The following is a 26,088-nucleotide window of genomic DNA, read 5'->3' as shown; positions in this document are numbered from 1 at the left end:
CTTCGCTTTCGACAAAATCATTACCTTACAGTCTAACAGAATCCTTACAACGTGAAAAGGACAATCCGTCGACAGGCACTTTATTTTGCACTACAATTCAGGAGATTTAGGCAGAATTCAACGACATAACAACCTAGTCGCTACCTAATAATAGGAGGACTATATTCTTATTGGCGATATATAGAGATAGAGAACCATGCAAAGGGCGTTCCTGCGAGCCATCTATCGATGATCGCGGAACGCCCTCTATTTCATTCTGCAGTCACAACCGCAAATGATCGGATTCTATTCAATAATTGGAAGCAGTTCTTCCAGATGCTTAATTTCGTGCGTAGGAACGATCTCATCCGTACGCTCCATGCCGTGGCGGTTGATCCATACCGATGTCATGCCCACTGTGTTCGCGCCGAGAATGTCCGTCGTCAGCTTGTCGCCGACCATGACGCCCTCTTCAGGAGTAATTCCGAGCTTCTCAAGAGCATGGTGGAAGATCGAAGCATCAGGCTTGCCTTTGCCGAACGCGCCCGAGATTATAATGTGGTCGAAGTACGGAATCAGATTCGGTACCCCGTCCAGCTTCTCCTGCTGAAGGTCTGGCGAGCCGTTCGTAAGCAGCAGCAGCTTGTATTTACCTTTCAAATGATCGAGCAGACGGAACGTTTCTTCATAGACATACGAACGTGAACGGCGTTCAGCCGGGAACTTCTCGGCGAGTTCGGCTCCAAGCGCCGCGTCTTCGACGCCAAGTGCTTTCAAGCCGCGCGTCCATGAGTCTCGGCGATAGCCAGGTGCGAGCGCCTGCATTTTGCGGAACGAATCCAGTTCGCCGCCTGTGAAGTTGCCCCACATGCCTTCGAACGGATTAATACCGATCATCTTCGTGAACGCGAACGTCTCATACGATTCGTATAGAGCGCGTGCTTCCTTGCGTACGGATTCCTCGAGCGCTTCTGCCTCTACGCCAGTCTTCTCTGCTGCATAGCGGCAAGTAGCCTCGAACGCCTCCTTCACACTGCGGTCATCCCACAGCAGCGTATCATCTAAATCAAACAATACTGCCTTCTTCGCCATCGACTTGTCTCTCCCTATTCGACTCTTCTATTGTTGTATCGTTATCGTCGTATTATTTCTCGCTGTATTGAACATTGTGCTGCTTCGCAAATTGCTTCAGCCGTTCCGCAATCTCAGTCGTTGGGTAACGGTTCATAATGCGCGAGAACACCCAGTTGCTGCCGCGAACACGCTCAATGACGACATAGCCCTCTTGCGAACTAATCGACTTGATGTCTTCCGGCTTCAATCGGCGGTCACCTGTGAATTTGCGAGTTTGCACAAAATCGGTTCCGACTTTTATGTATGGGCGGCGAATAACGAACAATAAAGCAAGGAACAAGTAACAGCCGATCGTTACCCAATACATCGTTGCTTGCGATTCATCCGCTTGTACGAACAACGCATACATAGCCGTAATCAGCACGAGCAGTATAGGTCCGATATAGCTGCGTCCTTTGAACGTATCAAAGCGCTCGCCGGACGGAACAATCGGTGTCTGGATCCCCTGCTTCTTACGCTGTTTGTTCAGTTGATTCATATTGTTGCGAACCTTGCGTTCCCATGAACGTGACACGGATTGCACACTCCTTCAGTGATACAGCGGACTTCTAGTCGTTGAGCCCTCTGCTGAACTTCTTGATGAAACGTTTCGGATATTCGGATGGGAGCCCGCTTGCTTCATCGAGGCTTGCCCATACATCAGCTGGCATGTCCCAGCCGATTGCACCCATGTTATCTTCGAATTGCTCCAACGTGCGGGCACCGAATATCGGGGATGTGATCCCATCCCGTTGAATAAGCCAACGTAAAGCGACCTGCGAAGTCGATCGCCCTAGCTCCTTCGCAACCTTCTGAACCGCTTCACGGATCGCGAAGTTGCACTCGTTACCACGAACGGCCCATGAGCTCTCTCCGCCATTCGGATTCGCCAGACGACCTTCGGTTGGATATGTCGTACCATAACGATCCGTTAGGAAGCCCCCGCCGATTGGCGCCCATGGAATGACCGCGACATTCTCTTCCAGGCATAACTCGAGCAGCTCGCGGTCCATCTCACGACTGACAAGGCTGTACTGCTGCTGTACGGATACAAAACGTGCATACTGACGCGCATCGCTCACCGCGAGTGCCTTCATTAAATGCCAAGCATAGAAATTCGAACAGCCTATGTATCGAACTTTGCCCGACGCAATCAGATCGTCTAACGCACGCAGCGTTTCCTCGATTGGCGTCGCCTTGTCCCATGTATGTACCTGATACAGGTCAATATAGTCCGTTCCAAGTCGGGCTAGACTCGCATCGACGGAATCCATAATATGTTTCCGTGACAAACCTCCACCATTCGGATGCGATGCAGTCGGAAACCTTACTTTCGTAGCGACTATAAGCTCCGAGCGGCGTGACCGGATCGCCTTGCCGACAATCTCTTCGGAACGACCGCCAACATAGACGTTGGCTGTGTCTAAGAAATTGCCTCCCAGCTCCACGAAACGGTCAACCATTCGAAGTGATTCCTGTTCATCCGTCGTATTGCCGAATGTCATCGTCCCTAAGCATAACTCCGATACCGCCAATCCACTGTTCCCAAGCAAGCGATACTGCATGTCCATCCCTCCAGTTTATATCCAATATAATCTAATCATACTTGATATAAGTGGAGAACGTCACGCTTCTATTGAGGTTAAATCAATGATTCTTCGGCGGCTCCTCTTCGCCTTCCCACTTGATCGAATCAAGCTGGTTGCGGAAATTGCCTTTGAACACGTCCAAATATTGCTTCCGAAGCCGTGCACGTTCTTCCGCTTCCGCTTCTGTGAGACCGACCGTTTTATGTTTACGCGACAGCTCGTTAATCCGCGCGATAAGCTCTTCCATTTGCTGCATCCCCCTTCTGTTATGCACTTGTTCACATTATCCTATTACTTTGACATTTTCGACAAACCATTGTCAAGGTTAATGCGCCTATAATTGAACGGTTTCCGAGCATTGTATAAAAAAAGATGGCGTATTAGGAATTGTCCCAATAAGCCATCTTATCGAACTACTCTATATTAAGCGGGTATGATGAGCATCTGTCCCGACTCCAGAACATCCGATTCGAGATTGTTGCGAAGCTTAATCTCGAATACGCGCTGACGAATATCTCCATCGCTCGTCGCGGATGCGATGCTCCACAGTGTGTCGCCTGGCGCTACATAGACAACGGACTCGCCTGCGGTAGGCTCAGCCGGGTGATCGCTCATTGCTTCCGTCATGACCATCAAGGCACCGCAGAATAAGATAATTGCGAACATAAGAGCAAAGCCCCACTTTAATACGCTCATTAGTGCATGTTTCTGAGCCTTTGTCATTGTTGCGCGTTGCGTCGATCTGCCGCGCGTATTCCGTACGTTCATTCTATTATAAGAAGCTGTCATGCTTGTCGTATTCATCATTGTTAACCGCACCCCAAACGTTTGTTCTATTTGTTGTCCATAATATATCACGAACAATTGTTCTGGTCAACACATTTTACGAACAATTGTTCTGTTTAATTTACGAACGAATGTGCCCTCGAACTTATGTTTGTACGAACTCGGGTTCTGTGCTATAATTTGCTATAATCTTATTTTTGGAGTGATGATGGTGTCGAAGCTTTCCAACCGCCAGCTGGCAATTCTTGAATTTATCAAGAACGAAGTTCGGGATAAAGGATATCCGCCTTCCGTTCGTGAGATCGGTGAAGCGGTCGGACTGGCCTCCAGCTCCACCGTTCACGGCCATTTGGATCGATTAGAGAAGAAAGGCTTTATACGCCGCGACCCAACGAAACCTCGTGCGATCGAGATTCTCGATGGCGACGGTCCTTCCGCAGGCGATGCGTTCTCGACCTCATTCGCGAAGGTGCCAATCGTCGGTAAAGTTACAGCAGGCGTACCTATTACGGCAACGGAGAACATTGAAGACTATTTCCCACTCCCAACGCATATGGTTGGTGATCACGACGTCTTCATTCTTAACGTAATCGGTGAAAGTATGATTGATGCAGGCATTCATAACGGCGATTACGTTATTGTCCGCCAGCAGCCAACCGCAACGAACGGCGATATCGTCGTAGCAATGACCGAAGAAGACGAAGCAACGGTGAAGACGTTCTACAAGGAACGCGATCATATTCGTCTCCAACCACAGAACCCTACGATGGAGCCGCTTCGTCTGAAGCACGTAACGATTCTTGGTAAAGTTATCGGTCTGTTCCGCGACATTCACTAAGAACCGAACAAGGACAAGCTGACACCATCTTACGATTTCATGTCAGCGTTTCTTCACTAGACTTGCCACTCCATGATATATAGAACCCCGGACGATTCGACATCGTTCGGGGTTTTTAATTGTTTTTTAACTGCATATAAAAGAGTCCACTCCCTCCCAAACCCTCCCTCTCCCAAGAGGGAGGGCCCCAAAGGCCTCCGCCCTCTGGACTCCTGGACTCGCTGCTTGGATACTTGAGTGGGGATGCCCGCTTTCGTCCCTGTCGGGACACGCTCTACTTCTGAGGGGTTTAGATACGGTCGATGTTTGTGCTCGACCTCCTGTACGTGCTGGGAGCCGCTTGTCGTCCCTGCGGGACACGCTCTTGGGAAGTGCTCGATCACGGCAAGGGGCTTCGCCCCTTTGAACCTTTATCTTGATAATGCGAGTTCCTCGCAAATTCATTATTACTATTAGAAATACAAAAAGCACGATAACTCCCCCGTTAGGTTCGTTATCGTGCTTTATCTTTATTGCGCTATGACCAACGAGCTCTGATTAATACAGAGTCAGGTACTGGTCGCGTTCCCATTGGTGGATTTGCGTGCGGTACATGTCCCACTCGATTTCTTTAAGCTCGTAGAAGTGAGCAAGTGCGTGTTCGCCGAGCGCTTCACAGATGACATCGCTGCGCAGCAGCTCTTGCAGAGCTTCTGCCAAGTCGCCTGGAAGGCTTGGGATACCCTCTTCAATACGCTCTTCTTCGCTCATGATGTAGATGTTGCGGTCAACCGGCGCTGGGAGCGGCATTTTGTTCTTGATGCCGTCCAGACCTGCCTTCAACATGACAGCAAGCGCAAGGTATGGGTTAGCAGCAGGGTCTGGGTTACGCGCTTCAATGCGCGTGCTCAGGCCGCGGGATGCTGGAATACGAACCATCGGGCTCCGGTTGCTTGCCGACCAAGCAACATAAACAGGCGCTTCGTAGCCAGGCAGGAGACGCTTGTACGAATTGACCGTTGGGTTCGTAATGGCCGCATAAGCGCGTGCATGATGCAGAATACCTGCCATGTAATAACGAGCCGTCTGGCTGAGACCAAGCTTGTCACTCTCATCGTAGAAGGCATTCTTCTCGCCTTGGAACAACGATTGGTGACAGTGCATGCCGGAACCGTTCACGCCGAACAGCGGCTTCGGCATGAAGGATGCGTGCAGACCATGCTGACGAGCAATCGTCTTAACAACAAGTTTGAACGTTTGAATCTGGTCCGCGGCTTTAATAGCATCCGCATATTTGAAGTCGATCTCGTGTTGACCCGGAGCAACCTCGTGATGGGATGCTTCGATCTCGAAGCCCATCTCTTCAAGCGTAAGTACGATCTCGCGACGGCAGTTCTCGCCCAGATCCATCGGCGCAAGGTCGAAGTAACCGCCTTGGTCGTTAAGTTCGGTCGTCGGATTGCCCTTCTCATCCGTCTTGAACAAGAAGAATTCTGGCTCAGGACCAACGTTCATCGAAGTGAAGCCCATTTCCTCCGCTTCCTTCAGCGCACGCTTCAGAATGCCGCGCGGGTCGCCAGCGAATGGCGTGCCATCAGGCATATAGATATCACAAATCAGACGTGCGACGCGGTCTTCCGTCACCCACGGGAAGACGACCCATGTGTCGAGGTCCGGATACAAGTACATATCGGATTCTTCGATCCGTACATATCCTTCGATAGAAGAGCCGTCGAACATCATTTTGTTATCGAGCGCTTTGAGCAGCTGACTTACAGGGATTTCAACGTTCTTGATCGTACCGAGCAAGTCGGTAAATTGCAACCGGATGAATCTGACGTTCTCTTCCTTCGCAATACGCAGGATGTCCTCTTTCGTGTAACCCACAAGATCATCTCCTTCATCGTACGTGTATGAATATCGTAAAGTCCGTGGTGCAGTCGCTTAAAGCGCGGCCAAGCTCATCAAGGTGCCGTAACGAATGACAGCGCTTTAATGCTTGTTGTAGAAACGAGAAAGCTGGCCTTGAATAAGCGATGCCTTGTTGCCTGGACGTTTCTCCAGCAGTTGCTGCTTAAGCAATCGGTGCAGCTGAGCATCGGACAGCTCGCGACGCTTCACTTCGGATTGCTCGCTCATGACGGTTGCCTCTTCGGATTCCGTGCTCAGCGGGTTCATCACTTGTTTGATGCCTGCGATGTTGACACCCTTCTCGATGAGCGATTTGATCTCCAGCAGACGTTCAACGTCATTGAAGGAGAACAACCGTTGGTTGCCCGACGTACGCGCCGGAACAATCAACTCATGCTGCTCGTAATAGCGAATTTGACGAGCGGTTAAGTCCGTGAGTTTCATGACGATTCCGATCGGGAAAAGCGCCATATTTCTCCGTATTTCGTCACCCATGTTCGCATCAACCTTCCACTTCCGAGTTATGCCTTTATTGTAACGTTCCTAACATAAGGCGTCAAGTTGTGGCAGGTTTGATAGGTAAGATTCCGCGTTCAGCCATACGGTTTAACGCAGTAAGCACACCAAATTTCACATGCGCATACGTGAGCCCGCCCTGCATATAGGCGATGTATGGCTCGCGAATCGGTGCATCCGCAGACAGCTCAAGACTTCCGCCCTGAATGAAAGTGCCGGCAGCCATAATAACGGGATGCTCGTAGCCCGGCATATCCCAAGGTTCAGGTACGACATGCGCATCGACCGCCGATGCCCGCTGAATGCCTTGAACAAATGCAATCAGGTGATCTGCGCTGCCGAAGCGAATCGCTTGAATGAGATCCGTCCGCTGCTCATGCCAAGCAGGCTTCGTCTCGAAGCCAAGCATTTCGAACAATGCAGCCGCGAATACCGAACCCCGAAGCGCTTGTCCAACCGTATGCGGTGCAAAATAAAGCCCTTGGTACATGCCGCGAAGCGTACCCAGCATTGCGCCAACCTCGCCGCCTATGCCTGGCGCCGTAAGGCGGTATGCTGCTGCCTCAACGTACTCGGCTTTACCTGCAATATAACCGCCGGTCGAGGCAATGCCTCCGCCGGGATTTTTGATAAGAGAACCCGCCATTAGATCAACGCCTACTTCAGTCGGCTCCGTCAACTCCGTGAACTCGCCGTAGCAGTTGTCAACGAACACGATAACGTCCGCCTTGATCGCCTTCACTCGGCGCACCATCTCGCCAATCTGCTCGACGGTGAACGAAGAGCGCCAATCATAACCCCGCGAGCGTTGAATACCTATAACCTTCGTATGCTCGTTAATCTTATTTGCGACTGCTTCCCAATCGACCAGCCCATCCGGCAACAGCTCCACTTCCCCGTAACCAATGCCCCAATCCTGCAGCGAGCCTGTCCCATCATTCGGCTTGCCGATCACTTTGTGCAGCGTATCATAAGGTCTGCCAGTGATGTAGAGCAGTTCGTCGCCCGGGCGAAGAATGCCGAACAACGCAGTGCCGATCGTATGCGTGCCCGACACAAAATGCGGTCTGACAAGCGCCGCCTCGGCGCCCATCACATCCGCATAGACGAGATCAAGGATTTCGCGGCCCCGATCGTTATAACCATAGCCCGTTGAGCCATTAAAATGAAAATCGCTTACCTGATGCCGCTGGAACGCACGAATCACTTTCCATTGATTGCGTTCCGCAGTCCGATCAAGCTGCGAAAAAGAAGCGGAAACGCGCCGTTCGGCCGATTCCGCTAGGCTTTCCAAGTGTGTCCATACCGTATCCTCTTGATGCATAACGAATATTCTCTCCCTTAACTCCAAGCAATAAAATGGTTCATCTATTACGTAGTCGATGCAATGAATGGCTCCAAAGTTCGCATATGCTTCTCAAAGTCCTGCTTGTTCAGCTCCACCGTAAGCACCATTTGATCACCGTCTACGTCCTGTTCCTTCACTTCGCCCGTCCGATACACGAGAGCAATCAGATCGCCCCGCTCGGCTGGAATGACGAACGTTCTCGTATCCCCGGCAAGTCGATCTTGTATCGTCTGGCGAAGCTTATCAAGGTCTGCTTCCTCATACGCACTGACGACGAGCGAATCTCCGCCATCCGGCAGCAGAAGACGTCCTTCAGGCGGGCACAGATCTTTCTTATTGTACACAACGAGCGTAGGTTTGCCAGCAGCTCCTAGCGTTCCGAGCACCTCTTCGACAACAGCCATCTGCTCGTTCCGCGTTGGCGAGGAACTGTCTACGACATGCAGCACGAGATCCGCTTCGCACACTTCTTCGAGTGTCGCGCGGAATGCCGCAACCAGATCATGCGGCAAGTTCTGTATGAATCCGACCGTGTCGGTTAGAATTATCTCTTTGCCGCTTGGCAGCTCCAGTGTCCGCGATGTTGGGTCGAGCGTAGCAAACAGCTGGTTCTCGACATACACATCGGCGTCCGTCATTTGACGTAGCAGCGTTGACTTGCCAGCGTTCGTGTAGCCGACGAGCGCCACTTGCACAGCACCTGATTTCTTGCGACGTTCACGGTGCAGCTGGCGGTGACGAACGACTTCCTCGAGGGCATGTTTAAGATCCGAAATCCGATCACGAATATGACGGCGGTCGGTCTCCAGCTTCGATTCACCAGGTCCGCGCGTACCGATGCCGCCGCCAAGGCGCGACAGATTTTTGCCGTGACCTGAGAGCCGCGGCAGCAAGTAGCTATGCTGAGCCAGTTCAACCTGCAAAATGCCTTCGCGAGTCTTCGCACGCTGTGCGAAGATATCGAGAATGAGCTGCGTGCGGTCGATAATCTTCAGATCAAGCGCTTCTTCCAGGTTGCGCACCTGCGCACCGGACAGCTCCTGGTCGAAGATCGCCGTAGTCGCGCCAAGCTCATCCGATATCGCACGCAGCTCCTCGACCTTGCCTTTGCCGATGAACCATTTGTTATCAACCGATTCTCGGTTCTGCGTCATTGTCGTCAACACTTCTACGCCTGCTGTTTCAGCCAGATTAACAAGCTCCGCGAGCGATTGCTCGGGATTCATCCCGCTTCTTCGCTTATCCTCTGACGTCACGAGACTCACGAGCACTGCGCGGTCCGCTAAACCGTTATCTACTTCATGACTTGTATGTTTCATGTAACGTTGTTGTTCTCCTTCCATTGCTGCGATTCGAACCTTTTAGTTTATCCTTCTCACCCTAACATCCCGTCGCGCCTTATGCCGCTGGCTTGGCTCTCGCATCGCAGATCCTCCGGACGAATGGCCATTAGTTCTTGTTTGCCCGGGACGCTGTTCGAGTATTGCGATAGCAGTCGCACCGCTTGGTGGCGAATCGATTTCTCGATCATATTGCGCACATACCTTGCATTGCTGAACGAGAACAAGGACAACTGCTTCTCTTGAACCAAATGCTGACGCATCTTGAATACGGTCTGCGGCTGCAGGACGTAATCGCGATCCTTCGCCATCATCTCGGCAATCTGAATGAGCTGATCGATTGAATAATCGGGGAAATCGATTTGAATAGGGAAGCGTGACGGAAGCCCCGGATTCGTCTGCAGAAAATAATCGATCTCCGCCGGGTAGCCAGCAAGGATGAGCACAAACTGCGTTCGCATATCTTCCATTGCTTTCACCAGTGTGTCGATCGCTTCTTTCCCGAAATCTTTCTCTCCGCCTCGAGCAAGACTGTAAGCCTCATCGACGAACAGGACACCGCCGCTCGCCTTCCGGACGAGATCACGCGTCTTCTGCGCCGTATGACCGATATATTCGCCGACGAGGTCCGCGCGTTCGACTTCGATCAAATGACCTTTCGTGAGGACACCCATCTTCTGCAGCAGCTTGGCGACAATCCGCGCGATCGTCGTTTTGCCGGTTCCCGGATTTCCTTTGAAAATCATATGGTACACATGCGCGCCGCTATTGAGTCCCGCTTCGCTTCGCATATGAGCGATCTGAAGCATGGCGTAAATCTCATAAATGAGCGACTTTACATTATCTAGACCGACCATGACATCCAACTCGCGTTGAATGTCGGCATAATGATCGCCAGGAGGAAGCGGCTTTACCGCCGGCAATGGTTCGTTCTCCGCTATCGGCGCGGGGGCTGCTCCTGCTTCTTGGCTTCGTAGTACGACATTAATTTGGCGGGATGGCCGAGTGCCGCTCTTCGCCCCTGAAGCTATGCCGTTATTCATTCGCTCGATCACCTGTCCCTTCGATCCCGTCGCTGCTGACAGCCTGCCACAATGGCACGGACATGCGCCGCACGGCTGCCGCTATAACAAGCATATTCCGTCAGTGGGCCAAAAAGTATGGTTAATCGATACGAAGGATAATCGGACATGCTGTCGAACGATCGAACAAGCTTATTATTTATTAAAATAAGGGATTGTCAGATCTCCGGATGACCAGCCAAAATGCATGAGCACCGCGTCCACTTTCCACTTCGTATAGGCGAGCACCTCACGCGTTTGATTATAAACAGGCTTCAGCACCTTCGAATGGAAGGGCACCATCGTTGCGTCATGAATCCCTACATATTCAGCAATCTCCTTGGAACGCGATGCGTGATAGTCATGCGTCACGATGAGTATCGATTGCATCTTTTCCCGATCAATGATCGCTTTGCTGAACAACATATTCTCATACGTACTCGTTGCCCGTTTCTCGAGCAGCAGCTTCTCCTTCGGAACGCCGAGAGATACCAAATAATTCCGCATGCCTTCCGCTTCCGTCAAGGTCGAGCCGTTATGATCGTATCCGCCCGTCAGAATAAGCTTGTCCGCTTTTCCTTCTTTGTACAACAAATAAGCGCGATCGAGTCGTTCCTTCAATCCTGGACTAGGCTTGTCGCTCCACAATGCAGCGCCTAATACGATGGCAGCGTCGCTCTTCGGAATTGACTTCGGAACGTTGGAGCTGTTAATCGACCAGAGCAAATACGCGCACCAGAGTACGCCAAGCACCCCTATAGAAACGACAATCCGCAGCAAAATAAGCAGCGGCCTGCGTTTGCGTCTGCGACGCGAACCGCTGCTTAGCTTGTGCGGCCTGTGGATTGCCTTATTCACGATTCACTCAACTCTCCCGAGCGCTCTGACAAGCTCTTCCGATGCTTGAGACTGAGCGTAAAGTAGCGGAACCGTCCGTTGCGAATGGCGGACAACAATCTTCCCGCCGTCTTGCGAGCCATCGCTGCGTCCTTGGACGTCACCTCTCCTTGGCGAAGCGCATCCTCGAGCTCATCCTCGTCCAGCAGGAAAACTTCACCGGAAGGCAGCACAACAATGTCCAAGTACAGGTCATCGAACCAAGGCACTTGCTGCTCCGTCATTCCCTGCGTCTTGCACACATCAATGTACCACTGCACCACACGGCCCTTGTCATCAAACATCGTGGTCACAACAAAGTGTTCGCCGCGAGGGAAGTGCTGCATCCATAAGTAGCCGCGATCGGCAAGGCAGAGCCTTCTGCCGTTGTACTCTTTCCACAACGGTTCGCGCAATTCATGAATCCGATAAAAAGTGACGAGTCCTCTGAACTCGTCGCCGTCCATGGCAAGACACATATAGCTCTTACGCAAAATACGCCGCCAATTTGCCCGGTCCGAAAATTTTCGTTTCATGCGGAACGTACCTTTCCGTTAAGATGCGAGGTGAAACGACTATCGCCGTCTTATGAGCAGCGCAGCACGTTTCATTCCGAAGAAATCCAAGACTGATAAGTTTGAAAATTTATACCGTCTCGAATTCCGATAAACACCGCCAATCAACAGCCGACCTTACCAAACAATCGAACTTCCAACATTTTTCCTTTAAAAAAAGCTTACCACATCTTAGGTTGCTTCACCAGCTTACGGACAAAATAAACCATGCTTCGTTGTCCTACTGTACAAGCACAATGCCTTGGACAACTTGCAAAAAAGCAGAAGGACTGCCTTCGTCGTCATTAAGACGTCTTCAGCAGTCCCCCATGCCGGCTATATAATTGATCGTTTATTTCTCCTCGATATCGATCGAGTCAATCGTAATCTTGTCCACTGGCTTCGAGAGCTCGCCCATGGAGGACATCTCAACCGGCGACTTCGCAATCGCCATCACCGTATCCATACCTTCGATGACCTTACCGAAAATCGCATAGTCTGGCGTTTGGTTCAGGTTCAAGCTGTCAGCACCCGTGCAGATGAAGAACTGGCTGCCGCCGGAATCCGGCGCTTTCGTTCTCGCCATCGCTACCGTGCCTACCTCATATTTGAGGTCCGAGCCAAGCTCGTCCGGAATATGATAGCCAGGACCACCTGAACCGTCCCCGTTTGGATCCCCTGTTTGAATCATGAACGTTTCGATAATGCGATGGAATGTAATCCCCTCATAGAACTTCTGTTTCGCCAGGAAAACGAAGTTGTTAACGGTCATTGGTGCTTCTTCAGCGAACAATTCGATCTTAAAATCGCCTTGGCTCGTATGGAAGGTTGCGGTATACGACTTCTTCGGATCAATTGTCATTTCTGGCATTTCGGACCATTGTTTAGCTGTCGCACCATTTGCCGATGCTGTCTGCGATTGCTGGAGCGCATTATCGTTCTTGCTCTTGCTGCCGCATCCTGCTGCTACGATTGCAAGCAGCAGGATGGACAGCATGACAATACTGTAACGCATGAACTTCCTCTTCATCATCCGATTGTTCCTCGCTTCTCCTCTGATTCAGCCAAATCTCACGACTGACCTGTTCGAACCGTTGTCGAAGGACCGTTACAATGCAGCCATTATGGTGCCGGAACTACGACATCGGGCACGATCGGATCCGTCGATCCATTAGACCCATTACTGGTTGTCGGTTCTGATGGGCTCCCTCCCGCGTCGCCTGCACCTGTTCCTGTGCTAGGATTGGAACTGCCACCGGTTCCCGTACTGCCGGAGCCATCCGCTGGCGGCGTGCCATTCTGATTCGTACCGCCGTTAGTAGAACCATTGCCGCCGCCGTTATTGCTATTACCGTTATTACCGTTGCCGTTATTGCCTTCGCCGTTGCCGTTATTGCCATTGCCGGCGTTCCCTGAATTATCGGTTCCTTCTCCAGGCAGCTGCGGCTCAATTGGCGGCTCTATCGGTTCCGTTGGCTCCAGCTCCTCCGGAGGCACTTCCAATGCTACAGCAGCGGAAGGTGTGCCTTCAAGATCGGCGGCTGGGTTATATGCAGCAACGTAATACTGGTAGGACAGGCCAGGAGCAGCGCTTAAATCTTCAACATTGCCGTTTGCCGCTAGATCGAGAATACGCGTAAACTCTGTCTCGCTCGACTCTTTGCGATAAACGCGGTAGGTCAAGTCGTCCCCTTCGACCATATTCCAACTTAATTTGACGGATTTCGAAGCAGCATCATATTCCGCTTTCAGTCCCGTTACTTGCGCAGGCGCTTTATCCGTCGGTTCCTCCGGCGCTTGAGGCGTAGTCTGCTTAAAGCTGGAACGCGGTATATTCTTCATGGCTTCCGACATTACCTTGCCGAACATGGCCGCTGCTTGACCGCTGCTCTTATGCAGCAAATGGTTTTCGTCCGTCTTATCGTAACCCATCCAGACGGCCGCTGTCCATTCAGGCGTATAACCGACGAACCAAGCATCGCGGTTTGCGCTTGATTGCAAGCCTTTAATGCCATGCTGAGTCGTACCTGTTTTGCCTGCTACCGGACGGTCGAGACGGGCATTAACCCCTGTACCGCCTTGTTCCGTTACGCCCGACATGATTTCGGTAAGACCTTCAGCTGTTGATTGCTTCATCAGCTGCTTCGCCTTCGGTGCACGATACGTGTACACAGGGTCCTCATTGCTATTGTCGATACGTAATACCGTATGTGCATCCACGCTCTTGCCATCGTTCGCGAACACGCTGTATGCGGTAGCCATCTGCAGCGGAGATACGCCTTTCGTCAAGCCACCCAGCGCAATTGCAAGGTTGCGATCATCGCTTGTCAGTTCAAAGCCCAACCGTTTGGCGAATTCAACGCCTTTGCTTACGCCAATCTCATTGAGCAGCCACACAGCAGGTAAGTTACGAGATTCTTTAATCGCCTGCTTCATGCTAACTGCGCCGATATATTTGACCTTATTAGAATCGGAAGGACAATAGTCGCCGAAGCATTGTTTATCGTCTCGCAGGGTAGAATTCGGTGTGAATTCACCTGACTCGAGCGCCGGGCCATATGAAGATATCGGCTTGAACGATGAACCCGGCTGTCTAGCTTTGTTCACCCGGTTCCACGTCTTCTTCTGATAATCGCGGCCGCCAGCGATCGCTTGGATCTCGCCATTGCGATGATCCATAATGATCATGGAGCCTTGAACCTTAATATCGTCTTCGCTTTTCTCGAAATTATCGTCGTCTGCGAATTCCTTCTCGACGACTTGCTGAGCCGTCGGGTTAAGCGTCGTATAGATTTTGTAGCCGCCGACACGAAGCTCTTCTTCGCTAATGCCGCTGACTTCAACCGCCTCTTCGATGACGTAATCGACGAAAGCAGGATAAAGCTGCGGGTTAGCTTTCTCGTCCATCATGGAAGATGCATCATATACAACTGCTCCTGCTTCATTCTTCTCCGCTTCGGTAATATACCCCTGGTCATACATCAGTTTCAACACAACCTGACGTCTCGCCTGCGACGCCTCTGGATCATTGATTGGATTGAGACGAGTCGGAGCCTTCGGTATGCCGGCTAACGTAGCCATCTGCCATAGCTTCAAGTCCTTCGGCTCGACGCCGAAGTAATATTCGGAAGCTTGCTTAATGCCCGACGTACCTTTACCGAATGGAATCCGGTTCAAGTACATCTCAAGAATTTCATCCTTCGTCATGTTGTTCTCGAGCGCCATGGCAATGGATGCTTCCGTCGCTTTACGGAAGAACGTTTTATCTGCCGTTAGGAAGATATTTTTCGCAAGCTGCTGTGTTATCGTACTGCCGCCTTCGACCTTGCTTCGAGCGACAATATCCTTCACTACCGCGCGTCCAAGCGAGAAGTAGTCAATACCCGAGTGCTGGTAGAACCGTTGATCCTCCGTCGCAATGAATGCATTGCGCAGCAGCTCCGGAACTTCACCAAGATCGATATTCTCGCGCGCATCATTCGGTTTGTACAGCGAAGCGATCTCGTTCTTATCCTTGTCGTATACAATCGAGGCTTCCGGCAGAATGAGCTTATCCTGATTCGCTGCGAGAATGCGTTCCCCGTTCAATATGATGAATAAGTAGCCGATGATGCCGCATACAGCAGCTAATGCAGCCGTGAAGAACAAAATAATAATGACTTTCTTCGGCGTCAGCCGTTTCTTCTTGCCTCTCCTGCTTGGTGCCTTCTGTCTTGTTCGTGGTTGATCCGTCATACGGAAGAACTCCCTCCTATACAGTGAAACATTGTCTCTATCTCTATCTTTACCCGCAAATGAAAAGAACAACCCACTCGGATGAGCGGGTTGTCGGCAGATCATTCCGCTATTTAGTTAAACGCGTCGGGTCGGCTGAAAGTTGCTATCGGCACTACAGCCGATTAATGATCGTTCGAGTGGTCTTGCATGAGAGAAACATTGCGCTGCGGGGTAAACGTCGAAATCGCGTGCTTATATACCATCTGTTGACGGCCTTCGCTATCAATAATGATCGTGAAGTTATCGAATGCTTTAATAACGCCGCGAATTTGGAAGCCGTTGGTCAGGTATACCGTAACCGGGATGCTGTCCTTGCGCAGCTGGTTTAGAAACGTATCTTGAATGTTGATGGTTTTATTCATTGGCCGTTACCCCCGTCGAAAAAGATTGATTAGAAATATATTCAAGACTGAGCGAGAACTTTCCTGCTATTATACCATGAACTGCCTGCATTTTGTTGTATAAATTTAGTTCGGCATCGACCCAGTCAATATCCTTCATGTGTCGGAACCAAGAGAGCTGCCTCTTAGCGAACCTTCTCGTATCGCGCTTAAGCGTCTCCACTGCCTCTTCCAATGAGCATTGTTCCGCAAGATACGGCACAAACTCTTTGTAGCCAAGCCCCTGCATCGAGACGGCATCCGACGGAATTCCCCTCGCAATGATCTGTCTGGCCTCTTCCTCAAGCCCTTGCTCCATCATCAGATCGATCCGCTGATTAATCCGATTATACAGTTTCTGCCGATCCATCTCTAGTCCGATGATGCACAGCTCGTAAGGCGAGGTCTTCGTCTGGCGGCCAAGCTGCTCAGACATTCGCTCGCCAGTCAGCCTGTAAATCTCCAGAGCGCGTATGATACGCCGTCTGTCATTCGGATGAAGCCTTGCGGCAGACGCCGGATCGACCTCCACAAGCTTCGCATGAAGCGCTTCCGCTCCTTGCTCGTCAGCAAACTGCTCCATCGCAAGACGAAAATCCGGATCGGAACCATTCTCAGCGAATTCATAAGCGTAGCAGACCGATTCAATATAGAGGCCAGTACCGCCAACGATGAACGGGATTTTGCCGCGTGACGTAATGTCGACGATGAGTCTGCGGCACTCCTCTTGAAAATCGGCCGAGGAATAAGGCTCCTCCGGCTCGCGAATATCGATCAAGTGATGAACAATACCCTGCCGTTCCTCTGGCATGATCTTCGCCGTTCCGATATCCATGCCGCGATACACTTGCATCGAGTCGCCCGAAATGATCTCACAATTGTAAGCCCTCGCGATGTCCAAGCTCAGCTGTGTCTTGCCGACGGCTGTCGGTCCTATCAGCACGAGCAGCTTGGGCTTGGTTTGCTCCTCGTGATTGGGATGGTTACTTGCAAGAGCTTCATGTTGCTCGGTCAACTGCGATCACTCCGTACGTAATTTTCGATGTTTTCTTCGTCTTGCATCGGGTAAAGCCGAGCCGCTCGAACTCATTGCTGCCCTTCTGTTCTTTCAACATGACGCATTTGCGCGCAACGCGAACGGCTTCTTGTACAGCCGATTCGGATAATCTGCCGTGATTGGCAAGGCTGCGGAGCGGCCCGATTGCGCTTGATTCTTCAATAGCTTCCTCGAACATCGGATCGAAATAGACGATGTCGACGCTGTTGTCCGGCAAGCTTGCCAAGTAGTCCGTATGATTCGAACGCTTAAGCGTTATGCGGCGCATCGCTTCATCGGCTTCCGCTAAACCGGATTTGTAGTTGTGAAGCCCCTCGCGAACGACGGCATGCAGCACTGGCTCGCTCTCGAGTGCAGTCACGGAGCCTTCGGCGCCAACAGCAATCGAGAATACAAGCGAGTCGGCCGCGAGTCCTGCTGTGCAGTCGATGACGCTGTCCCCTGGCTGGCAGCCGGATAGATCGATCAGCGGATCATGGTCCCCGCGCAGCAGACGCTTCACTCGAACGAATGCCATACTCGGATGATAATAAAGCGGCTGCTCTGATGTGGAGCCTCTATAGTAACGTACTTCATTGTCGAGCACGACGAGCAATTGATCATCTGAGCCTGCCGTCATCAACTGGCTCAGCGTCTGCCCGCGACGCAGCTGAAAACGTCCCGACAGCTCCTCGGCGAGCGCCTTCGCCTTCGCCATTGTCTGTTCAGAAGGCTTCACAGCTGTTGTAACAATCATGACATCACCCGTTTGAACATTTTTTCCAATTGATAGGTCGAAATATGCACAACGATCGGACGACCATGCGGACAAGTGTATGGCTGGCGGCAAGCGCCTAGTCTTGCAAGAAGCACTTCACTCTCCTCACGGGTCAACCGTTGATTCGCTTTGATTGACGCTTTGCAAGAGCACATAATAGCCGACTTCTCGCGAAGCTTCTGAATATCGACGTTGCGCTTCTCCTGCAGAACCCATTCAATCATTTCTTCTATGATAGACTGCTCATCGCCAACTGGCAGCCATTCCGGATGCGAGCGGACGAGAAACGTCTTCGCCCCGAACGGTTCCAGCTCAAGTCCAACCTCGCGCAGCAGCTCCAGCTTATCTTGCAGCTGAATGGCATCGCCAGCTGTTAATTCGAGTGTTATGGGTATGAGCAGCGGCTGTGAGGCTTGCTGCGGTCGACCGAATTTCTCAACATAGTACTCATAGTTGATCCGTTCATGCGCTGCATGCTGGTCGATCATATACAAGCCATCCTCGCTCTGAGCGATCAGGTAAGTACCATGCAGCTGGCCAATCCAGGACAGCTCAGGAAAAGGCGGTGTGTCTGGATCCCGCTCCAATGGCGCGCTAGATACAGCCTCACTGCTAGGTGCCACATACTCATTCGTTGTCAACGTGCTATCTTGCTGCTGTACTGTACTGGCTGCGGCTGCTTGCTGGATGCTCGACACGAGATCAGCAGCGGAATCTTCGTTTGAGATGGACGCCCCATCTACAGAAGACGAGTCATTAGCAGCAGACTCACTTGGCGCAGGCTCGTAGAAATCCGCATCGTCGATTGCAGCGGATTCTCGAACCGAATCGCTTGCCTTCGCCCCTGGCGCATACAACCTCTCCGTTGCGTCATGCGGCACTTGTTCACGCCGTTCAGGGAAGATGGACGAACTGCTTCTCCATCCTTCTGAAGGCCGACTTGGTGAAGAGCCGCCCATTCGTTGACCTGCTTGTGACGGGCTCGATGGAGTGAACGAACCAATCGAACTGCCACCGAATCCGGCAGTACGAGCAGACGGAACATTCGGCTGTGATGAGAGCGATTTTCCTGTGAAAATCCCGCCGTCTGCTTTGTTCGACTGACTGGAAGAAGCCGCACCCGGGAATCCCGGTTCAGGTCGATGAAAAGCGATTCGCTCCTGCACATAGACCGGTTTGGAGCGTTCGTCTTTATCCGCTGCAGGCTCCGGTATGTAACGGTCGCGGCCAAGCACCTTGCGTACGGCTTGCTCAATTAACGCTCTTAGTTCCGGCTCCTTGCTGAATCTAACTTCCATCTTCGAAGGATGGACGTTGACGTCGAGCAGCGAGGGATGCATGCCAATTTCAAGTGCAACAAGCGGATAACGATTGATTGGCAGCAGCGTGTGATAGCCTTGCAGCAGTGCCTGATTAACCAAGAAGCTGCGGATGTAGCGGCCATTCACGACAATCGTAATCGCGTTCCGATTGGCACGCGTCAGCTCAGGCTTCGAAATGTAGCCGTTCACCGTATAATCCGGCGTTTCCGCCGTTATCGGCAGCATCGCTTTCGCTGCGCTCGTTCCATAGACAGCCGCGATAACTTGAAGGCGGTCGCCCGTGCCAGGTGTCCGCAGCAGTTCGTTGCCATTGTGACGGAGCGTGAACGCAATGCCGGGATGAGCCAGAGCGATTCGATTCATATAATCGCTTATGTGACCAAGCTCCGTCTGAATCGACTTCATATACTTTAAACGCGCAGGCGTATTGTAAAACAGGTCGCGCACAGACATTTCAGTGCCCTGCTGCGAGTTGACGGGACCTTGGTGTTTGATCGTTCCGCCTTCGATGACCAATCGATAGCCTAGCCCGTCGGCCGTTGGCGAGGAGATGCACTCGACGCGGGCTACAGCCGCGATACTCGGCAGCGCTTCGCCGCGAAAGCCGAGACTGGCGATTCGGAACAGATCCGCGCTCGATAGCAGCTTGCTGGTCGCATGCCGCTGGAACGCCGTCTCGACTTCGTCGGATTGAATGCCCGAGCCGTTATCGATGACGCGAATCAGATTCAATCCGCCTTCTTCTATTGTCAGGTCGATGGTAGTCGCACCTGCATCCACTGCATTCTCTACAAGCTCCTTCACGACCGACGCCGGCCGCTCTACAACTTCGCCAGCCGCGATCTGGTTCGCCAGCTGTTCATCCAGTACACGTATGGACGCCATTGCTGCACTCCTCTCTCCTGCCTAGTATCTATAAGTCCGTCAACTTCATCTTCATCTCGTTGAGCCATTGCAACGCCTGCATAGGCGACATGTTAAGCACATCCAGCTTCTTAAGCTTATCGGCAACAAGCTCTGCCTTCGGCGACAGCTTCTTCTTAGCCTGCTCGTGTGCGTTATTAGTGGCGCTATCTGCAGGTGACTCGCCGAAAATCGATAGCTGTACGACTTCGCCCGGCTGGCTAATTGGCTCTGATTCAACGACCTGGGCTGCAGCAACAGCCGACTGCGAGATCTGGATCGCATCGTAACCTGCTTGTCGATCCGCCACGTGGTCTACAGGCGGAACCGCCCGAGGAACCGGCTTCTTAATAACCGGAGCGTCCTCCTCATCCAGCAGCGCATAAGCGCGTCCAATGATCGTCTCCGGCAGTCCCGCTAATTGCGCACAGTAGATGCCGTAGCTGGAGCTTGCCGCGCCGGGTACAAGCTTCCGCAGGAACGTAACGTCTTCTCCGTCCTCACGAACGGCCATGCACGCATTCGATAGGAGCGGCAGCGATTCTTCAAGATGCGCAAGCTCGTGGAAATGCGTGGAGACTAGCGCTTTGCATTTGATCTTGTCGTGCACGTATTCGATAACCGCCTGCGCGATCGCCATGCCTTCGTTCGTTGAAGTGCCTCGGCCAAGCTCGTCTATGATGACAAGACTTCTCTCCGTTGCTTTATCCGTCATGACTTGAATGTCTTTCATCTCAACCATGAACGTACTCTGCCCGCCTGCGAGATCGTCTGCTGCGCCGATTCGAGTAAAGATCCGATCGACGAGCGGAAGAGTTGCTGATTTCGCGGGTACAAAACAGCCAATCTGCGCCATAACGCATAACAGCGCGACTTGACGCATGTACGTGCTCTTGCCGGCCATGTTCGGGCCTGTAATGAGCAGCATCGATTGGCTCTCCTTCGCAAGCTTCGTGCCGTTCGTAATGAACGGCACGCCGTCCATGAGCGCTTCGACGACCGGATGACGGCCATCGTCGACGATGAGGTCATAGCCATCCGTTACCGTCGGACGAACGAAACGGCGCTCGGCGCTTACGGTAGCGAGCGATTGGAACGCGTCGAGCGCTGCAATGCGCTCGGCAAGCTTTTGCAGACGATGAAGCTGTCCTGAGAGATGCTCGCGCAGCTCGGCGAACCGCTCATATTCGAGGTCGACCATCTTCTCTTCCGCTTCCAGAATGAGACGTTCCTTCTCTTTGAGCTCAGGGGTGACGAAACGTTCTGCATTCGCCAGCGTTTGTTTCCGCTCGTAGCGGCCTTCTGGCAGGCCCGCTAGGTTGGCTTTGGAAATTTCGAGGTAGTAGCCGAACACTTTGTTATAGCCGATCTTGAGCGATTTGATGCCGGTCGCTTCACGTTCGGACCGTTCGAGCTCAGCCAGCCATCGCTTGCCGTCCGTACTCGCTTCACGCAGCTTATCTAAGTATTCGTCATAACCGGCACGAATGAGTCCGCCTTCGCGCACGGAAACAGGTGGATCGTCAACGACAACCGTTTCGATTGTATCTGCTAAGTCAGCGCAGTTATCGATATCAGCGAACAGTGCGTGAAGCGTTGCGTCGCCTGAGTTCGCGCATAGTTCAGCTAGAGCAGGCACGCGGCGAAGCGAAGACTTCAGCGCGTTCAGATCCCGGCCATTCGCGCTTCCGAAGGCTACGCGGCCGACGAGACGCTCCAGGTCATAAATCTCGGACAGCTCGCGGCGCATATCGTCGCGGATGATCAGGTCACGATGCAGAGCTGCTACCGCAGATAACCGCTCTTCGATCGCAGCGACACTAAGCAGCGGCTTGTCCACCCAGCGGCGAAGCAGACGAGCGCCCATCGACGTCATCGTCCGATCGAGCAGCCAGAGCAGCGTCCCCTTCTTGCTGCGGTCGCGTACCGTCTCGGTCAGCTCGAGATTCCGACGTGTGAAAGGATCAAGAATCATATATTGATTCGGCTCATAGGGACGAATCGTGCGTACATGGCCGAACGACCGCTTCTGCGTGTCAGCCAGATAGCCGGTCAGCGTTGCGATGGTTCTCAGGCGCTCAGCGTTAAGTCCTTGCAGCGATTGATCGCCGAACTGCTCGGCGACGCCAGCCTGCGGCATCGGTTCGCGAGGCGTGAGAACAACCGGGCGCGCCCAGGTTGTCTGGTATGGTTTGAGCCGCTCCAGCAGCGCTTCATCTCCGACGATCTCGGCGGGATGATAGACGTTGATCTCATCGAGCAGCGCTTCGAGTCCGCCTGCCGCTGCGAACGAGGTTACATAGAGCTCTCCTGTCGACAAGTCGCATGCAGCGAAGCCGATCCGTCCTTCGACGGAGGCTGTGCCGACGATGAAGTTGTTCGCTTTGTCCGCGAGCGACTTGGACTCCATCACGGTGCCTGGCGTGACGACGCGAACGATTTCGCGTCGGACGACGCCTTTGGCTGCGGATGGATCCTCGACTTGCTCGCAGATGGCGACCTTGTAGCCTTTTTCGATCAAACGGGCAATGTAGTTCTCTGCTGAGTGATACGGAACGCCGCACATCGGTATCCGCTCCGGACCGCCGGCTTCCCGGCCTGTCAGCGTTATTTCGAGCTCGCGGGAAGCGAGAATTGCGTCTTCGAAGAACATTTCATAGAAATCGCCAAGACGGAACAGTAGGAACGCATCCTTCGCCTGCTCCTTGATGGCGAGATATTGCATCATCATGGGGGTATAAGTTGGTGTCATGAATGCCCCTCCGTACGAGTAGTTGGATATGAACACTATCCTTCATTATAGCACGAAACCTACTACGAAACGGAAGAGCTTCGCTATGTGGGAATTCATCGGCTTATTGCAGATGGGATCAGTCGGTATGGCGTTAGACGTGGCATTACCGCTCTTATTTCGAGCGGATGGCGGTTTGAGAATATTTAAGTGTGGGGTTACTACTCTTAATTAAGGTGGATTGGCCAAACTGGGGTGAAAGTGCGGACTTAGGCGGGGATATGACACACTTATTGCATACATCCGATGTTTCGCGGGCGAATAAGCGGGGTTTGGCTCCATTTATTCTAGGGCTGAGTTCGCGGGATTTACGTATTTCAAACGGTATCCGGTCGTACTGTGTTACTGAGGTGGCATTACCACTCTTATTTCGAGCGAATGGCGGTTTGAGAATGTTTAAGTGTAGGGTTACTACTCACAATTAAGGTGGATTGGCCAATTTGGGGTGAAAGTGCGGACTTAGGCGGGGATATGGCACACTTATTTCGTATATACGAAGGTTCGCGGGCGAATAAGCTGGTTATTGCCACTTATTCTAGGGCAGAGTTCGAGGGATTTACGTATTTCAAACGGTATCCGGTCGTACTGTGTTATTGAGTTAGACGTGGCATTACCGCTCTTATTTCGAGCGAATGGCGGTTTGAGAATGTTTAAGTGTGGGGTTACTACTCTTAATTAAGGTGAGTTGGCCAATCTAGGGTGAAAGTGCGGACTTAGGCGGGGATATGGCACACTTATTGCGTATATACGAAGGTTCGCGGGCGAATAAGCTGGTTATTGCCACACTTATTCTAGGGCAGAGTTCGCGAGGATTTACGTACTTCAAACGGTATCCGATAGTACTGTGTTAATGAGTTAGACGTGGCATTACCACTCTTATTTCGAGCGGATGGCGGTTTGAGAATATTTAAGTGTGGGGTTACTACTCTTAATGAAGGTGGATTGGCCAAACTGGGGTGAAAGTGCGGACTTAGGCGGGGACATGGCACACTTATTGCATACATCCGATGGTTCACGGGCGAATAAGCGGGGTTATTGCCACACTTATTCTAGGGCAGAGTTCACGGGGATTTACGTATTTCAAACAGTATCCGGTCGTACTGTGTTATTGAGGTGGCATTACCACTCTTATTTCGAGCGGATGGCGGTTTCAGAATGTTTAAGTGTAGGGTTACTACTCTTAATGAAGGTGCGTTGGCCAATCTAGGGTGAAAGTGCGGACTTAGGCGCGGGCGAATAAGCGGGTTTGTGCCACACTTAGTCTAAAGCTGAGTTGCTGGAATTTCGTCAGGTATTTTATACAGATATCGATATTTCACTTGGCTGCTCGCTTAATAGCGCAAACTAAGCTGTACAATTGTGTTTCAAACATTTTATAATGTTACTAATCAATAGAATCAGTGACGCAAAGCATGCGCCTGGACGAGGAATCATTTCGATGATCCCTTGGCCTGGCGCTTTTTGTTGTCTATGGAGGGGGCGTAACAATGTTGTATACCGAGTCAGAAGCAGACAAAATTTGTGAGATGGAATATGAGAAATGGTTAGAAAGCCATCGTCATGGTCGTACCGGAGAGTCTTTGCGCAGATTGCTGAATGGTCATGGCTATGGCGAAAAGTTATTTCTATATCAGATATGGTGGCCTGTCGTCGGTTCATTCGAGCACCTGACGCCCGAGCATATCTTCTTGGACGATAGTGACAAGGAACGGTTCATTGATCTTGCTTATATACGCGCGCCCTTCCGAATCGCCATCGAAATAGATGGCTTTGGTCCTCATTTGAAAAACATTGACCGTCACCAATTCGGTGAAAACTTGATGCGGCAAAATCATCTCATTCTCGATGGCTGGAAGTTGATTCGTTTCTCCGTATATGACATTGAACAGCGCCCCGAGAGATGCAGACGTTTGGTACGAAGTATGCTGGGGCAATGGTATGGTAGACACATAGAGGATGAAATATTGACGAAACGAGAACACCAAATTATCGCTTATGCCCGCTATTGCAATATGCCTATTCGCGCTTCCACTATTGCTATTGAGTTCGGTATTAGACGAGATAGTGCGAGCGGTTGGCTCCGCTCACTTCATCAGAAAGGTATGTTAACTGCCGTTTCACCAGGGCGCCGAATTCATACATATGTCATTAGCACAAGAGCTAATCGGATGTTCAACTTATAAATAAGGATTTACCCCACCTATCTGACGAAAACGCTTGGTGTAGAGCGATTACGTGTGGGGTTACCGCTCTTAGACCCCTTCCAACGCCGTGAATTCGACACTGCGACGGCGGTTAGCGGGGCATTACCACCTCTATTTGACGAATTCGCTCAGTAAAGAACGATTAGGTGTGAGGTTACCACGCTTGGATCCGTTCCATCGTCGTGAGTTCGACTCTGAAACCACGGTAAGCGGGGATTTACCGCACCTATTCGACGGATTCGCTCGGTGTAGAGCGATTACGTGTAGGGTTACCAAGCTTAAATCCGTTCTATCACCATGAGTTTGACTCTGCGACCAATGTTAGTGCGGTAATGCTACACCTATTCGACTGATTCGCTCGGTGTAGAGCGAATCAGTGTGGGGTTACCACGCATAAATCCGTTCTATCGCCATGAGTTTGACTCTGCGACCAATGTTAGTGCGGTAATGCTACACCTATTCGACTGATTCGCTCGGTGTAGAGCGATTACGTGTGGGGTTACCACGCTTAAATCCGTTCTATCGCCATGAGTTTGACTCTGCGACCACTGTTAGTGGGGTAATGCCACACCTATCTCACGAAAACGCTCTGAATGGAGCGATTAGTTGTGGGGTTACCACGCATAAATCCGTTCTATCGCCATGAGATTGACTCTGCGACCACTTGTTAGCGGGGTAATACCACACCTAACTCACGAAAACGCTCGGTGTAGAGCGATTACGTGTGGGGTTACCACGCATAAATCCGTTCTATCGCCATGAGTTTGACTCTGCGACCACGGTTAGTGGGGTAATACCACACCTATCTGACGAAAACGCTCGGTGTAGAGCGATTACGTGTGGGGTTACCACTCTTAGATCTCTTCCAACGCCGTGAATTCGACACTGTGACGGCGGTTAGCGGGGCATTACCACATCTATTCGAAGAATTCGCTCAATAAAGAGCGATTCGGTGTGGGGTTACCACGCATAAATCCGTTCTATCGCCATGAGTTTGACTCTGCGAC

General features: G+C 51.7%; 21 protein-coding genes. 2 read left to right on the top strand and 19 right to left on the bottom strand.

The genetic code is table 11. The features are described from left to right. Positions 1–285: 285 nt before the first annotated feature. The 5 genes from SBI19_RS26630 to SBI19_RS26610 form a co-directional block, all read right to left on the bottom strand. The gene (locus SBI19_RS26630; RefSeq protein ID WP_317972559.1) at positions 286–1,071 is read right to left on the bottom strand and encodes an HAD family hydrolase; all 786 of its coding nucleotides are present in this window, start codon (positions 1,069–1,071) and stop codon (positions 286–288) included. Between the two features lie 52 nt (positions 1,072–1,123). Continuing rightward, positions 1,124–1,627: a hypothetical protein gene (locus SBI19_RS26625; protein ID WP_317972558.1), complete on the bottom strand. Its 504-nt coding sequence runs from the start codon at positions 1,625–1,627 to the stop codon at positions 1,124–1,126. A 34-nt stretch (positions 1,628–1,661) separates the two neighbouring features. Then, positions 1,662–2,657 carry an aldo/keto reductase gene (locus SBI19_RS26620; protein ID WP_317972557.1) on the bottom strand — a complete coding sequence of 332 codons (996 nt, stop codon included), beginning with the start codon at positions 2,655–2,657 and terminating at the stop codon, positions 1,662–1,664. Positions 2,658–2,739: 82 nt separating this feature from the next. Next, positions 2,740–2,928 carry a DUF896 domain-containing protein gene (locus SBI19_RS26615; protein ID WP_317972556.1) on the bottom strand — a complete coding sequence of 63 codons (189 nt, stop codon included), beginning with the start codon at positions 2,926–2,928 and terminating at the stop codon, positions 2,740–2,742. Positions 2,929–3,104: 176 nt separating this feature from the next. Beyond that, entirely contained in the window at positions 3,105–3,347 is a 243-nt protein-coding gene (locus SBI19_RS26610; RefSeq protein WP_317972555.1) for a LysM peptidoglycan-binding domain-containing protein, read from the bottom strand. Between the two features lie 331 nt (positions 3,348–3,678). On the opposite strand from SBI19_RS26610, the gene lexA reads away from it, so the two are divergent. Continuing rightward, positions 3,679–4,305: a transcriptional repressor LexA gene (lexA, locus tag SBI19_RS26605; protein ID WP_317972554.1), complete on the top strand. Its 627-nt coding sequence runs from the start codon at positions 3,679–3,681 to the stop codon at positions 4,303–4,305. A 537-nt stretch (positions 4,306–4,842) separates the two neighbouring features. Here the strand turns inward: lexA and glnA are convergent. The 14 genes from glnA to mutS all read right to left on the bottom strand — a co-directional run bounded on the left by glnA (position 4,843) and on the right by mutS (position 22,838). Then, complete coding sequence (gene glnA, locus SBI19_RS26600) at positions 4,843–6,171, bottom strand: type I glutamate--ammonia ligase (RefSeq protein ID WP_317972553.1); 1,329 nt, start codon at positions 6,169–6,171, stop codon at positions 4,843–4,845. Positions 6,172–6,276: 105 nt separating this feature from the next. Further along, positions 6,277–6,690, bottom strand: a complete 414-nt coding sequence (locus SBI19_RS26595) for a MerR family transcriptional regulator (protein WP_317972552.1) — start codon at positions 6,688–6,690, stop codon at positions 6,277–6,279. A gap of 61 nt (positions 6,691–6,751) precedes the next feature. Then, complete coding sequence (locus SBI19_RS26590; RefSeq protein WP_317972551.1) at positions 6,752–8,035, bottom strand: methionine gamma-lyase family protein; 1,284 nt, start codon at positions 8,033–8,035, stop codon at positions 6,752–6,754. Positions 8,036–8,082: 47 nt separating this feature from the next. Further along, entirely contained in the window at positions 8,083–9,378 is a 1,296-nt protein-coding gene (gene hflX, locus SBI19_RS26585) for a GTPase HflX (protein ID WP_317972550.1), read from the bottom strand. Between the two features lie 56 nt (positions 9,379–9,434). Next, positions 9,435–10,442 (bottom strand): AAA family ATPase, encoded by a 1,008-nt coding sequence (locus SBI19_RS26580; protein WP_317972549.1) that lies wholly within the window; start codon positions 10,440–10,442, stop codon positions 9,435–9,437. Between the two features lie 174 nt (positions 10,443–10,616). Continuing rightward, a complete protein-coding gene (locus SBI19_RS26575) occupies positions 10,617–11,318 on the bottom strand; it encodes a YdcF family protein (RefSeq protein WP_317972548.1) in 702 nt (233 codons plus the stop codon). After that, complete coding sequence (locus tag SBI19_RS26570; RefSeq protein WP_110044894.1) at positions 11,315–11,872, bottom strand: ribonuclease FAU-1 family protein; 558 nt, start codon at positions 11,870–11,872, stop codon at positions 11,315–11,317. Before SBI19_RS26570 ends, SBI19_RS26575 begins: the two co-directional genes overlap by 4 nt. A gap of 370 nt (positions 11,873–12,242) precedes the next feature. Then, positions 12,243–12,905 (bottom strand): peptidylprolyl isomerase, encoded by a 663-nt coding sequence (locus SBI19_RS26565; RefSeq protein ID WP_317972547.1) that lies wholly within the window; start codon positions 12,903–12,905, stop codon positions 12,243–12,245. A gap of 107 nt (positions 12,906–13,012) precedes the next feature. Continuing rightward, positions 13,013–15,625, bottom strand: a complete 2,613-nt coding sequence (locus SBI19_RS26560; RefSeq protein ID WP_317972546.1) for a transglycosylase domain-containing protein — start codon at positions 15,623–15,625, stop codon at positions 13,013–13,015. A 164-nt stretch (positions 15,626–15,789) separates the two neighbouring features. After that, positions 15,790–16,029: an RNA chaperone Hfq gene (hfq, locus tag SBI19_RS26555; RefSeq protein ID WP_110044891.1), complete on the bottom strand. Its 240-nt coding sequence runs from the start codon at positions 16,027–16,029 to the stop codon at positions 15,790–15,792. Next, positions 16,022–17,062, bottom strand: coding sequence for a tRNA (adenosine(37)-N6)-dimethylallyltransferase MiaA (gene miaA / locus SBI19_RS26550; protein WP_317972545.1), 1,041 nt, complete (start codon positions 17,060–17,062; stop codon positions 16,022–16,024). The genes hfq and miaA overlap by 8 nt, the downstream gene beginning before the upstream one ends. Continuing rightward, positions 17,046–17,840, bottom strand: a complete 795-nt coding sequence (locus tag SBI19_RS26545) for a class I SAM-dependent methyltransferase (RefSeq protein WP_317972544.1) — start codon at positions 17,838–17,840, stop codon at positions 17,046–17,048. The genes miaA and SBI19_RS26545 overlap by 17 nt, the downstream gene beginning before the upstream one ends. Then, on the bottom strand, positions 17,837–20,068 hold the full coding sequence (gene mutL / locus SBI19_RS26540) for a DNA mismatch repair endonuclease MutL (protein ID WP_317972543.1): 2,232 nt from the start codon (positions 20,066–20,068) through the stop codon (positions 17,837–17,839). The genes SBI19_RS26545 and mutL overlap by 4 nt, the downstream gene beginning before the upstream one ends. A 28-nt stretch (positions 20,069–20,096) precedes the next feature. Further along, positions 20,097–22,838, bottom strand: coding sequence for a DNA mismatch repair protein MutS (gene mutS, locus SBI19_RS26535; RefSeq protein WP_317972542.1), 2,742 nt, complete (start codon positions 22,836–22,838; stop codon positions 20,097–20,099). Between the two features lie 1,526 nt (positions 22,839–24,364). Here mutS and SBI19_RS26530 point away from each other — a divergent pair. Then, complete coding sequence (locus SBI19_RS26530; protein WP_317972541.1) at positions 24,365–25,060, top strand: DNA-binding response regulator; 696 nt, start codon at positions 24,365–24,367, stop codon at positions 25,058–25,060. The last annotated feature ends 1,028 nt before the right edge of the window (positions 25,061–26,088 follow it).

This window comes from Paenibacillus sp. CCS19, assembly GCF_033239625.1.
Lineage (GTDB): Bacteria > Bacillota > Bacilli > Paenibacillales > Paenibacillaceae > Paenibacillus_T.
This window is presented reverse-complemented; position numbering and strand designations above follow the sequence as displayed.

Excerpts from the sequence above, each read along its gene's own strand:
- SBI19_RS26630 (WP_317972559.1), bottom strand. The coding sequence starts at position 1,071 with ATGGCGAAGAAGGCAGTATTGTTTGATTTAGATGATACGCTGCTGTGG.
- SBI19_RS26620 (WP_317972557.1), bottom strand. The coding sequence starts at position 2,657 with ATGCAGTATCGCTTGCTTGGGAACAGTGGATTGGCGGTATCGGAGTTA.
- SBI19_RS26615 (WP_317972556.1), bottom strand. The coding sequence starts at position 2,928 with ATGGAAGAGCTTATCGCGCGGATTAACGAGCTGTCGCGTAAACATAAA.
- SBI19_RS26610 (WP_317972555.1), bottom strand. The coding sequence starts at position 3,347 with ATGTTCGCAATTATCTTATTCTGCGGTGCCTTGATGGTCATGACGGAA.
- SBI19_RS26595 (WP_317972552.1), bottom strand. The coding sequence starts at position 6,690 with ATGGGTGACGAAATACGGAGAAATATGGCGCTTTTCCCGATCGGAATC.
- SBI19_RS26590 (WP_317972551.1), bottom strand. The coding sequence starts at position 8,035 with ATGCATCAAGAGGATACGGTATGGACACACTTGGAAAGCCTAGCGGAA.
- hflX (WP_317972550.1), bottom strand. The coding sequence starts at position 9,378 with ATGAAACATACAAGTCATGAAGTAGATAACGGTTTAGCGGACCGCGCA.
- SBI19_RS26580 (WP_317972549.1), bottom strand. The coding sequence starts at position 10,442 with ATGAATAACGGCATAGCTTCAGGGGCGAAGAGCGGCACTCGGCCATCC.
- SBI19_RS26570 (WP_110044894.1), bottom strand. The coding sequence starts at position 11,872 with ATGAAACGAAAATTTTCGGACCGGGCAAATTGGCGGCGTATTTTGCGT.
- SBI19_RS26565 (WP_317972547.1), bottom strand. The coding sequence starts at position 12,905 with ATGCGTTACAGTATTGTCATGCTGTCCATCCTGCTGCTTGCAATCGTA.
- SBI19_RS26560 (WP_317972546.1), bottom strand. The coding sequence starts at position 15,625 with ATGACGGATCAACCACGAACAAGACAGAAGGCACCAAGCAGGAGAGGC.
- hfq (WP_110044891.1), bottom strand. The coding sequence starts at position 16,029 with ATGAATAAAACCATCAACATTCAAGATACGTTTCTAAACCAGCTGCGC.
- SBI19_RS26545 (WP_317972544.1), bottom strand. The coding sequence starts at position 17,840 with ATGATTGTTACAACAGCTGTGAAGCCTTCTGAACAGACAATGGCGAAG.
- mutL (WP_317972543.1), bottom strand. The coding sequence starts at position 20,068 with ATGGCGTCCATACGTGTACTGGATGAACAGCTGGCGAACCAGATCGCG.
- mutS (WP_317972542.1), bottom strand. The coding sequence starts at position 22,838 with ATGACACCAACTTATACCCCCATGATGATGCAATATCTCGCCATCAAG.
- SBI19_RS26530 (WP_317972541.1), top strand. The coding sequence starts at position 24,365 with ATGTTGTATACCGAGTCAGAAGCAGACAAAATTTGTGAGATGGAATAT.